7 protein-coding genes and 1 pseudogene are annotated in these 12228 nt (G+C 51.8%); 3 read left to right on the top strand and 5 right to left on the bottom strand.

Features of this window, described 5'->3' with window-relative positions; genetic code table 11:
• Window positions 1–88 precede the first annotated feature (88 nt).
• A complete protein-coding gene (locus LQ956_RS11415) occupies window positions 89–1192 on the top strand; it encodes an efflux RND transporter periplasmic adaptor subunit (protein ID WP_238630033.1) in 1104 nt (367 codons plus the stop codon).
• A 12-nt stretch (window positions 1193–1204) separates the two neighbouring features.
• Window positions 1205–4732, top strand: coding sequence for an efflux RND transporter permease subunit (locus LQ956_RS11410; protein WP_238630034.1), 3528 nt, complete (start codon window positions 1205–1207; stop codon window positions 4730–4732).
• A gap of 125 nt (window positions 4733–4857) precedes the next feature.
• Here LQ956_RS11410 and LQ956_RS11405 read toward each other — a convergent pair whose 3' ends face one another.
• On the bottom strand, window positions 4858–5844 hold the full coding sequence (locus LQ956_RS11405) for an EDSAP-1 family PEP-CTERM protein (RefSeq protein WP_238630035.1): 987 nt from the start codon (window positions 5842–5844) through the stop codon (window positions 4858–4860).
• Window positions 5845–6168: 324 nt separating this feature from the next.
• A complete protein-coding gene (locus LQ956_RS11400) occupies window positions 6169–6825 on the bottom strand; it encodes a DapH/DapD/GlmU-related protein (protein WP_238630036.1) in 657 nt (218 codons plus the stop codon).
• Window positions 6826–7010: 185 nt separating this feature from the next.
• On the opposite strand from LQ956_RS11400, the gene LQ956_RS11395 reads away from it, so the two are divergent.
• Window positions 7011–8225: a glycosyltransferase gene (locus tag LQ956_RS11395; protein ID WP_238630037.1), complete on the top strand. Its 1215-nt coding sequence runs from the start codon at window positions 7011–7013 to the stop codon at window positions 8223–8225.
• Window positions 8226–8300: 75 nt separating this feature from the next.
• On the opposite strand, the gene prsT is transcribed toward LQ956_RS11395, so the two are convergent.
• The 3 genes and pseudogenes from prsT to LQ956_RS11380 all read right to left on the bottom strand — a co-directional run.
• Window positions 8301–11111 (bottom strand): XrtA/PEP-CTERM system TPR-repeat protein PrsT, encoded by a 2811-nt coding sequence (gene prsT / locus LQ956_RS11390; protein WP_238630038.1) that lies wholly within the window; start codon window positions 11109–11111, stop codon window positions 8301–8303.
• A gap of 218 nt (window positions 11112–11329) precedes the next feature.
• Window positions 11330–11674, bottom strand: coding sequence for a hypothetical protein (locus tag LQ956_RS11385; protein ID WP_238630050.1), 345 nt, complete (start codon window positions 11672–11674; stop codon window positions 11330–11332).
• A 186-nt stretch (window positions 11675–11860) separates the two neighbouring features.
• Window positions 11861–12199, bottom strand: a pseudogene (locus tag LQ956_RS11380) (GNAT family N-acyltransferase); the annotation flags it as partial.
• Window positions 12200–12228 lie beyond the last annotated feature (29 nt).

The following is a 12228-nucleotide window of genomic DNA, read 5'->3' as shown; positions in this document are numbered from 1 at the left end:
GACGTCAAAATGACCGACAGACCGCTCTCCAGTCCTAAAAACAGCTGCCGACACCGGAAAATCGCAGATTCGATGTAATGGAGTATGATTGACCATTGCCAGCAAGCTTTATCAGAGGGCGCGGGATACCATGTTCATTATTCGACTATCGGGGCGCATGAAGTTAAGCAGAACACGGTTATTACTGCTGTTTATGCTAACGTGCCTCTGGCTGACACCTCCCCTTCTCAACGCTTCGAGCGAATTCTCCCGCCCCATCACCACCCAAACCCTCGGAGAAGTGGGTTTTTTCCCTGTGCACAGCGCCCCTGCCAGCACTGTCAGCCTGAACGACACCCGCGTAAGCGCCGAGATCAACGGCGTTATTCAGGAGATCACGGTTCGTGCCGGTGAAGAGGTCGATGCCGGCACCGTCTTGGCACGCCTGGATTGCGAGGAACATACCCTCGCTCTTCAACAGGCGAGGGCCTTATCCCAAGCCGCCCGTGCTAATGCCGAATTTTCTGATTTCCAGCTTCAAAGGGCACAGCAGTTGGCGCGTTCACAGGCACTCTCCGCAGAGGTGCTCAACGAGCGTGATGCGCAGGCCAAACGAAACCGCGCCGAAGTGTCCCGACTGCAGGCGGCAGAACGCACCGCCCAGCGCAGGGTGAATCGGTGTGAAATTCGCGCCCCCTTTACGGCAGTGGTCATTGAACGGGTAGGCAGCGTCGGGGAGCTGGCCCAAGCAGGCACAGTCATCGCGCGTATTCTCGACCTGCAGGAACTGGAGGTCAGCGGTAATATCCAGCAGCAGGATCTACCGACGCTTGTGTCATCCGGTGCGATCAGGTTTGTAGCTGACGGAGAGGTTTACCCAGTCGATATCCGGGCCGAACTGCCCATGGTGGACGAACGTCTGCGCAGTGTCACGGTACGCTTTAGGTTCACCGAGCACAGAGCGCGACCCGGTCAAGTGGGTCGAATTGAGTGGGTCTCACACCAAATTCATGCACCAGCTGACCTACTGGTGCGCAGGAATGATCGCCTAGGTGTCTTTTCCGTTGCAGACGGGGAAGCGCGGTTCATCCCACTTGAGGGAATCCGGGAGGGGCAGCCACCACCGCTCAATCTTCCTATTGATACGCCATTGATCATTGACGGCAGATTCGCGTTGCGCGATGGAGATTCCGTCCGCATCGTACCCCGCTGACCGGAGTGCGCCATGCTTCGCAGTTTTTTGGAAAACCACTTCCTTGCCAATGCGGTTTTTCTTGTTGCCCTGCTTCTCGGCCTAGTCTCCTATCTTGGCCTGCCTCGCCAACAGGATCCCACTGTCAATCTGAACTGGGTCGGCATTCAGACGTTCATGCCAGGGGCTTCCGCCTCGGACATCGAGCAACAGATCACGGATGTCATAGAGGGTGCGCTGGAACGAGTCTCCGACATCCGCTTCATCTCCAGCACCAGTCGACAGGACATCTCCTTGGTCTTGGTTCGCTTCGAAAACATCAGAGATCGTGTCTTTGAAGAACGTGTGCGAGATATTCGCCGTGAAGTCCAGAATGTGGAATCAATTCTGCCCCTGGAGGCAAGGCGCCCTCGCATCACCACAGCGTCCAGCGCCAACGCTTTTCCAACCACTCTGATCGCCGTAGTCGGCAAGGGGCAAGACGAAAACCTGCGCTTTCAGGCGCAGCTGATCCAGCAGGACCTTGAACGACACGCAGGTATTGACCGTATTGATACCATCGGCCTGCAGGAACCGGAGCTTCAGGTTCTCTTTGAACCCTCCGCAATGATGGGCCTTGGGCTGACACCGTCGGATATCGCCGACACCGTCCAAGCCTATTTTCGCGACCTCGCCGCCGGGCGCATTGGTCTTGGCGAACAGGAATGGCTTGTCAGGCTTCGAGGGACGGATAATGACCCTGAATACCTGGCCAATCTCCCCTTGATATCCCGCCATGGTGAAATTCCGCTAAGGAGCGTGGCAGAGGTCCTTCGCGGCAAGGAAGATCCGGATCATTTAGCCAGATTTCAGAATCAGCCCGCAATCATCTTGACGATATTTAAGAAAGACGATGTCAACTCCATTGAGTTACTCGAGGAAATCAACGGCTACCTGCGTGATTATAACAAGCGGTTAAGCACGGCTACCGGCGTTGAAATGGTACTTCTGGACGACCAGACACTGGCAACACGCGTGGCAATCGCCACCATGGAGCGTAATGCCGCGCTCGGATTACTGTTCGTTCTGTTTACAACATGGCTACTCCTCGGCTCCCGAATTGCCTTTGCCACCTGCCTGAGCGTTGTCTTCGCCCTGGCTGGAACATTTCTGATCCTTGGCCTGATCGGTCAAACCTTGAATATCATCGTCCTGCTCGGACTGGTGATTGTACTGGGCATGCTGGTCGATGACACGGTGGTGGTCGCTGAAGCGATTCATTACCGAGTTCAATCGGGGATGCCGCCACTGCAAGCTGCTCTTGACGCGCTTCATGAAGTTGCGGCGCCCGTAATAGCTGCCGTACTGACTACTATCGCCGCTTTTTTACCCCTTATGCTGGTACCGGGAGTACTAGGCGACTTCATGAGAGTCGCCCCCATCGTTGTCGCTGTTGCACTGCTGCTCAGCCTCCTAGAAGTGTTCTGGATGCTTCCCAACCATATCATTACTTCGCGCCCCAAACCGGATGCCATGACCCGAAGCGGCCGGTTACGGCAAACTATCATACGCAGGGGACGCACAGGGTATGCAAGGCTGCTCGTTCAAGCCTTGCGGCACCCAAAACTAGCCCTTTCTTCAGTTACGCTACTCCTGCTCCTTGCACTTACAAGCGTGATCACGGGCCTGATTCGTACGGAATTTTTTGCAACTGATTCAGCTAGACTATTCTATATCAACGTGAACATGCCCTCGGCTACGCCCATTGAGAGGACACTGCAAGCCACACTTAAAATTGAAGGGGCTATTTCCGACAAGTTCCTGTCAGGTGAACTCAATTCAATCATCAGCTATGCCGGCGTGCAGTTCACGATGCGAGAGGATTTCTATGCTGGTTCCGTCGGTCAGATCATGGTTAGTCTACATCCTCAGCGGAGGAACGGGCGCAGCATAGATGCCGTCATGGAGATTGCCCGTAAATCTGCCGCCGAGATACCTGGACCCACGTCGATCGGCCTGGAAAGACAGGTTACGGGCGCCCCGCCACTAGGAAAGCCTGTCAGCATCAAAGTACGCGGCAATGACATGGCGGAACTTCGTGAAGCCGCCGACCATGTTATGAACATATTAAGTGATATCCCGGCGGCTTATGACGTTACTGACGACGCATTCGCAGGACAAATGGAGCTCTCATTGCAGTTGAATCCGGACGCAATAATGCGCGCAGGACTCAATCCGGCACAAGTGGTTCGCGACCTAAGGCTATTCACGGATGGCGAGGTAGTTGCGAGCATGCGGGATAGAGGAGAAACACTCAATGTCCGCGTGCGCGCCACCCCCGAAGCCCTCAGAAATATAGATAGCTTTCTGCATACCCCAGTAAGCCTGCCGGAAGGAGGCAACATCCTACTGGGAGCGCTGGTCACCCATGAAATCACTCGGGGGGAAGGCAATATCAGGCACTTTAACCTCCGCCGCACCATTACCGTGGAAGCAAGCGTAGATGAAAAAATCATGGACGTGGCCAGTGTCAACCGAAGAATAATTAATGACTGGCGCGATCTTTACGCTGATCGCCACCCAAATGTCGACCTGGATCTGTCCGGTGACTTTGATGATATTCTAGAAAGCATAGAAGCGATCACTTGGCTTTTTATGCTTGGATTACTACTGATCTACCTCATCCTCGGCACACAGTTTCGTAGCTACATACAACCCTTGATTGTAATCGCCGTGGTACCGATGGCACTGACAGGAGTTCTTTTGGGATTACTGGCCACACAAAATCCACTCAGTGTATTTACATTATATGGCGTAGTCGCTCTAGCGGGCATTGCCGTGAATAATGCCATCGTTCTCATTTCCGCCGCCAACGACCGGCAAAGACGAGGCATGTCGATCATGCATGCAGCATTCTTTGCGGCACGTCGTCGCCTTATCCCCATCGTCATCACTTCTACAACAACCATCGCGGGTCTATTCGCGCTGGCCATCGGCTTAGGTGGAAAATCGCTCATATGGGGGCCACTTGCCAGCGCCATCGTCTGGGGACTTATGGTATCAACCATCCTGACTCTTTTTGTCATCCCCGTCATGTATAGCCTCGTGGTGCGACCCGCCAAAAAGGAGGACGCCCTGAGTGAAGTCCCAGCCCTTCCCATCATCCAGGATGGCAGGAGCCTCAATCCAAGCCTGATTCTGCAATTACTGAAGCAAGGCGCTCTTGCAGGAGCTTCCCAGCTTGGGAAAAATCCTGACCTTGAGAAGGTGGGGAAGGATTCCACGCTGCGTGAACTATATAACGCTGGCCGTCATGCCATGATGAAGAGCGATTATGAATCGGCCATTCGAATTTTCGAAAGAGGGGCACGACTGGCACCGGAGTCAAGTACTTTCCACTTGTGTGAGGCTCAAGCACTTTTGCTTTACATGAAAAATAAAATAGGCTGGGATGAAGGTTATATGATGCGTCTCAGACGCTATTTAGACCATGGCAGTCGCTTAGCACCTAACGACGCAAGAGCGTTGGCATTGCGCCGAATCACGAATGAATTTATTAACTCAAATAAACATCCATCGTAGAGTCGGACTTCTTGTTCGCACCATCAAGCTCAAATATTTCCTGAGACATAAACCAACCTCTAAAAATAAAAAGGGACTCATCCCTGAGTCCCTTGAAACTCCATCAAGCATCTACCCGACTTACATCATGAGAACCGTCTGCGATTAGCGGCAAAACCAAGGAAGGCAAGCCCAAGGCCAAACAATGCCAAAACACCCGGCTCAGGCACTTCCTGGCGGACGGAGGCAAAAGTGGTTGCCCCAATGGTCAAGGTATAATTCCCAGCACCGAGTCCAAGTATGGATAAGGCAAAGTCACCCGTCCGCTCTCTCTCGGTGTCCAGCGGCGGCACGCCGGCAGGCAAGCCAAAGGAAGAGTTAAGATTGAAACCGTCGAGGGCCGTGCATGAAACTCCGGCAGGAACATCGCCCGGGAAACATCCTGCCACAAAGTTAGCGCCCGTGGGGGTCCACGACAAACCTTCCATAAGGCCGTCACCTTCAAGACCAAGGGTAAAAGCTTGACGCACCTGAGCATTAAAACTCAGCGCATCCAGGGTATCAATAAAAGTCCGCATGAATGAGTAGGCGGTAAAGTTCAGTAACAAATCCGCTGTTTGACCGATGGTAAAGTTGAACTCCAGCTTGGTTTCGGAGTCAACAGAAGTATCTGCCGCACCCGCACCCGTCCCGACCACACTCACTTCGGAAATCTGCTGCACACGGCTGGGATCCGCTCCCGCAGAAGTTAACTCCGAAGTAGTGATTTCCGAAGCTGCGGTCGAGTAACTATTGCCGAGCCCAGGCCCAAAGATAGTAAAGTCTCCTGCCAAGCGCTGCGCACCAGGCACACTTGCCACAGAGGTGATAACAGGATTGGCAACGCCGCAGGTACCGCCTACACACTGGTTGAAATCACCAATGGTAGCGCCATTCAAAGTGGCGTCAGCATTGGTCGAAAACGTATAGTTATCTCCAATAATGACGTCCTGGGGCGGCGCGGTAATTACAATTCGAAAATCCGAAATATCCAGCTTGGAGCCGGCATAGACAGCAGCGGCTACAGGGGAAGACACACCCACCACCAAGCACCCTGCGATTGCGGTGGCCAAGGCCGATCGTTTAACAGTCATTGTCAATCTCCTAACAAGTGATTCGAGTCAGACCACTCAGCAACAATCTGAGCAATTGAGGTTAAGCCGGTTCTCCAAGCAAAACACTCTTGGGATAAAACTGAAGCACATTCCGAGCCAGAAATAAAAAATTTATAAAAATCAGAAATATAAAGAAAAAAACCACCGCCATGCCTTGATTGGGCAACTGAATTCGTAAATTCTTCCGACACAGCCAACCAAGCACGCATTCCACGGGGTGGAACTTACCGAACCGGGCACAAAGGGGTCGGGTAGCGGGGCGGCGGTAACGTCGCCTCGCTACCCGATGCACAAAGGGTCCGCCTAACGGAGTCTTCTAGCTGGAACACCACCCCATATTTCACCGGGCCCGATCTGAGTGTGCTTAAGCACGACGGAACCCGCCGACACTATCGCACGGTCACCGACATTCACACCTGACATAATCACCGCGGTCGCACCGATGGTCACATTATTGCCGAGCCGAATTGAAGCTAATTCGAATCTGTCGCCTTCGATCGCATGACTGAAGAGCACCGCACCATGACCGATGATAGTATCTGAACCGATCTCGGTAAGCGGGGGATCAAGAATCACTCCCGCGCTGTAACTATTTTTCCCCATTCGGGTCCCTAGGGCCTGATATACAAGTCGCATCACGGGCACAGGAATGAAATGGGTTCTAATAAGCGAATTAAACAAGACAAGATAGAACAGAATATTAACTTGAGCAGAGAACTCCTCCCTAGAGCCGGGCAGGATCTTCCCAACACCAAGAGGTACGCGCCAAAGAAATATTCTATAGATCAAAAACGACCATAGATAAATGAATACAACACCAGAAATTATGAGTATGACACCTCGAAAATCCCCCAGCGGCATACTCCCGAGCATCATCCACACCGTTAAACTCCCAAGGCATACTGCCAGCCCGAAAAGCACGAGAAAAACCGCAATCTGTTTAATAGTGATAGGTCTCATAAACCACCCTTAATCATTGACACAGGCCACTCACTTTATATCAGCCATACAAACCCACCGAACCGACATATTCTGGAAGCATCCTGTTGACGAACGCATCATATTAAAGCAAGGTAGCGCAATGGCTGCGTACTACGCCCAGTTTTGAGATCAAAATCCTTCCTTGCCATCGAGTAAGTACACCAATGAAAATACTGGCCCTGCCCAATGCCCATGCCCTTGCCCATGTTTCCAGGCTACTGGAGGTTGCAAAGATTCTTCAGAAACGCGGACATGAAATCCTCTTCGCCGGACAGGGCAAATATCTGCAACTGGTCGAAAGAGATGGATTCGAGTTCAAAGAACTCCCCTATATTTCCGCTGAGCGGATTGTACAAGCCGTACGCACACAGAGGCTTTGGGAGCTTTACAAGGAAAAAGAACTGGAAGGCTTCATGAATGCAGAACGGTCACTATATCATGCGTACAAGCCTGAACTGGTGCTGATCGATAACAGACCTACTGCACGAACTTCAGCTGAAAAAGCAGGCATTCCTTCCATAGCAATATTGAACACGCACATGAGCAATTATAGGAGCATTCCTTTTTTTAGTTACAGGCAGTGGAGCGGAAGGGAGAATTCGATTCTCTGGGAAACGGCAGATGCAGTGGAAAACATCATCGAAAAAATCATATATGACCGCATTGTCATGGGAGGCCTGAACCGTATTCGAAAACGTTATGGTTTATCCACGCTTTTTGCATATGAACACGAGGCTGGCAGCCATCTTTCATTGCTGGCAGACATTCCGCAATTCAATCCCGCAAAAAAATTACCGGCAGACTACCATTTCATAGGGCCGCTCACATGGAGAAACACGCTTCCCGCGCCCACATGCCTCGAGCAGATGGACCCTGAGCGACCGGTAGTCTATTTGAGCCTTGGCAGCGAAGGACTGATTGATCTTGTCAACAAACTAGAAACATTAACCCGGGACGGCATTCAATTCATCATTGCCGGGGGCGGCGCAGATCTGGATGAAAGACATGCATTACCGGGAGGAGTTTATCTGGAGAAATATGTGAACACAGAAAAGCTCCTTCCGTACTGCAATCTCGTCTGCTGCCATGGAGGAAACGGGACGCTTTATCAAGCGCTCTCACATGGACTCCCATGTGTTGTTGTATCCACCCATGCAGAGCAAAACTATGGAGGCAAGCGAGTCCATCAATTAGGCTTAGGTCAAAACCTTACTCTCAAGCAAGTGAAGAAATCCGGCCCAGAGATTCTCTTGCAGGCCATTTCAGATACCTTGGAATCAAACGAACAACGCAATTCCGCGCTGAAATTTTCAAAGCATATTCAAGAATGGGACGCCCCTTCACTAGCAGCTGATACCATAGAAAAACTGGATTTTTAGGCCATTTTAAAAAGTGTAGACCACAAGCATCACTTGTGATACCGAGATTACATTGAAACATAAGAACACACACGACTACAACGCCTCAAGCAACGCCTTAGCCTCTTCAACAACCGCCCCTCCCTGCCCTTCCTCGATGATCGAGCCTAAGGAATCACGCGCTTGGTCAAATGATTTTCTTGCAACAAGTACCTTGCTCAAATTCAGGCGAATTTCAAGATTATCGGGCGCACGTTCAACAGCCTCACGCAAGTATCGATAAGAAGCTTCATCATCGCCCTCCTCAAGTCTAATCATGCCCACAGTACTTAAAACGAAGGGATCATCAGGGGCGAGAGAGATTGCTCTTTCGGCATAATGCTTGGCCTGCCCCAGATCCCTAGCCTTGTTCAGCCACGCCAAGTTGTTCAAGACCGGGACCGCGTTAGGTTGCAGCACCAAGACACGCTGATACACAGAGATCGCCTGAGTCTCATTATCTAGTGCCACATATGCACCTGCCAACTGCATAAGTAAGCCAATATCAGCGGGGTTTGAGTCCACCCATTCCTGCATCACAAAGATGGCATCCGTATAATCATTTTTCAGCCAGAGCGCATTACTCAAGAGCATTACCAATTCAGCATTAGGGCTTTGCTTCAAGGCCGACCGGAGGGCTGTTTCAGCCCGGCTTAAATCCCTCACAACTAAGGCATACCAACCCTCGACACCCATTATCTCAGGGTGATCACCGAAATCCGTACGAAGTGCGGTAAGTTCAGCTTCAGCACGCGCTGCCTCTCCTGAGGCCGCAAGCATCTTGATATGTGCAATACGAATTCCCAGATGAAGCGGGGCCAATTCAAGTGCTTCTGCTATGATCGCCTGAGACTCATCTAGGCGACCCGATCTTGCCAGGCTATCCGCATAAAATAATCTCGCCTCTGGCGAGCTGGGCGCAATTGCAACCCATTCACCGAAGCTCTGGATTGCCTCATCAATATTTCCCAGCTGCATTTCTGCTTTCCCTTGTATTTCGAGCAGCACCGGGTAATTTACCAGCGCGCTTCGATCGACATCATCGGTGAGCGCCAGTGCCTCCCTAAGATTTCCAGCTTCCAGATGGTGATTTGCAAGTCGTGATCTCACCATCCCAGCCTGAGGATTACTTTTCAGCGCATCCTCCAGCACCAAAATAGCATTGGTGCCGCCCGCCTCTTCCTCTAATCGGTATCTCAAAAGGGTCAGATTTTCATCACCCGGATGACGTACCCCCAGATCCGAGAGCAAAACCCTAGCCTGCTCAAGATTACCGGAAGAGAGTTCAACTCTAGCCAGATTCATCAACGTATTGAAGTCATTCGGTCTGTACTCAAGCACCTTTCTCAAATGCAGTTTTCCGGCATCCCAGTCACCAAGTGCAAAATGAACTGCTGCTATGAGATTGACCGGGTCAACCCTATCGGGATATCTCTCGTGAAGCTGTTGCGCGGCCAGCAGTGCCCCCTCGAAATCATTTGAGTTAAATGAGTGAAGCGCCCTCGTGAACTGGTGAGAATATGTCCGCTCTTCACCTGTTGTAGTCTGGGTCGGTAGTTCGTCATCAAGAAAACCAGTCGACCCAAACCTGGAAATCATCAGCATGCGCTGAAGTTCATGGGATCCGGGTCGGATCGCCAGTGCACGGGAAAAGTACTGCGCGGCTTTTTCAGGATCTTCGCCCTTAAGCGCTATCTGGCCCAAAAGGCTCAAAATTTCCACATCATCAGGCGCTTGAGCAAGTAGTACTTCCAGAAAATCTCGCGCCGCTTCGTATTCACCACTCGTGTAACGCACCACGCCCAGCAGGTGTCCTGCAACAGGCAAATCCGGGACATTCGCATACAGCCATCGGGCATGCAGACGCGCCTGCTCCATCTGCCCCAGACGCATGCGTGTTGTCGCCAGGTAAATGCGGGTAGGCACATGGGATGGTGAAGCATTGTAGCTAGCCTCAAAAGATCTGACAGCGTCTTGATATCTACCTTCGTTAAAATAAACCAAGCCATCAACGTAGCTCACAAAATAATGACCTGCCAGTCCACTTGATGCAACAATGTCCAGATCGCTACGAGCATCTGCAAGCCTGCCCAGTTGAACCCGGGAAAGTGCGCGCCTAGCCAGATTAAGAATCACATTACCTTGAATCTCAATGGCCTTGCTGAAAGCATGTTCAGCTTCTTCATGGCGACCCAACACTTGTTCAAGTTCGCCGAGCATTCGCCAACCATGCGATGTGCCGGGGTCTGCTTCAATAGCCTTGTTAATCCGTTCTCGTGCTGAGTTAGCGTCACGATTCACTCGCAACTCAACGAGACTCAATCCGAGGTGGGCCTTTGAAAGGCTGGCATCCATCTCCAGCGCCTGGCGAAGCGCAAGTTCACCCGCATCAATATTACCAATACCCAGAAGCGCCAACCCACGATAAGCTTCAAGCATGGGCTTCTGGTGATCAGGCGTTTCTTCGATGCTCCTGATTTCATCCATGATTAAACCGAATCGCTCTTGCTCCAGAAGCACTTCAAGCAGTAGCAGCCTTATCTGATCCGGATCATATCCAAGATCCCGAGCGCGCCTGAACTCTGCCTCAGCCGAGGCATAGTCCCCCATTTTCATCATGGTCGTCGCCAAGCGGTAGCGTCCTTCCGCATGGCCTGGATCCTTCTGCAATGCGTTTCGATACTCGATCGAGGCCGATCTCCAGTCAAAGGTTTTTTCGAACTCAATCCCACGATTGACATGGTTTTGTGCAGAATCAATTCCCTGGCCACACCCCACGGCGGACAGCAAAACTGCGACCGTGAGAATTAGTGCATACGTGGAAGAAAAAACACCCTTTGAAACACTCTTTGCAGGATTTTTAGTCACCAAATGGAGCCTCACCTCAGTTGAACAAAAACCTAAGCAACCGGACCACTCAAATGGGCCATTGAATAACATCGCTGAAAGAAATGATTCTTACACAATTTTTAACATACCGAGCGGCTCAGAACAGCCGCATTTTCAACTTGATCGCCCCAAAGACTCAATCCGCCAGATCAAACTAAAGGGAAACAGGGTGCGCCGCACATTTAAGCGTACACGAGTCACGAGGAAGCCTGCATCACCGGCATTGCCCCGCCGACACTGGCCTTATCTCCGGAACATAGCATATTGGCTGGCTCCTGCAAGTTTGCCCGGTATGCGAAACGCACCCCACGATACTGGCAAGGCCCTCCGACCCGATGGATTGAAAAACCGCCACGCTGGACGATACGGGCAAGTGCAGGCCTTACGAGAAAATACAGCGAAGCCGCGTCTTTCCTAGTCGAATAGCTGATGGCGGCCTTAAACATTGCCCAGATGACTGCAGCGCCATCCACCTTTTCCATGCCAACCTCATCATTTATCGAGCATATCACTGTTTTTAAAGGATATTCACGAACGTCCATGCTTCCGCGCCATACCCTTGAGTCTAGGCACTCTCCACCATCCAGGCCAGCTGACCAGAAGTAAGGCGGACGACTTTTTCCGCCATGACCTGATCTGCCCAAGGAAATGCCATCCTCGTGTGCATGGTTTGCGCTCTGCCGGCTATATTTATGGGTCGCCGACTCCCCGGGCTGTTGCTGGCGACGGAATCGGGATGGCACACATACACGGGAGATTTCCCATGCCCGTCCGTCAATACGGCCAAGATCACCGCATCCTTGATCACCCATAAGCCTCTGGAAAGGTAACCCACCCGCCAAACGGGGCACAAGCCGCATGGTACCTATCCATTGCCCCGAAGGCAGATGTCGAACCAGGAAATGAACCGAATGCTCATCCCAGAGGTCCCTCTCCTCTCCATCCGGATGCGCCGCGGGGTCTTCAAACCCGGTTTCCAGGCAATACACCTGATACCGGATCCGGTGGTGAATACGACGCGTCTCCCTCGTGTCGGCAACGACAACTTCGTAGTCATTCTCGATCATTTTGGTCAACTTTGCGTAATTTAAGGGCG

This window comes from Ectothiorhodospira lacustris, assembly GCF_022227845.1.
GTDB classification, from domain to species: domain Bacteria; phylum Pseudomonadota; class Gammaproteobacteria; order Ectothiorhodospirales; family Ectothiorhodospiraceae; genus Ectothiorhodospira; species Ectothiorhodospira lacustris.
This window is presented reverse-complemented; position numbering and strand designations above follow the sequence as displayed.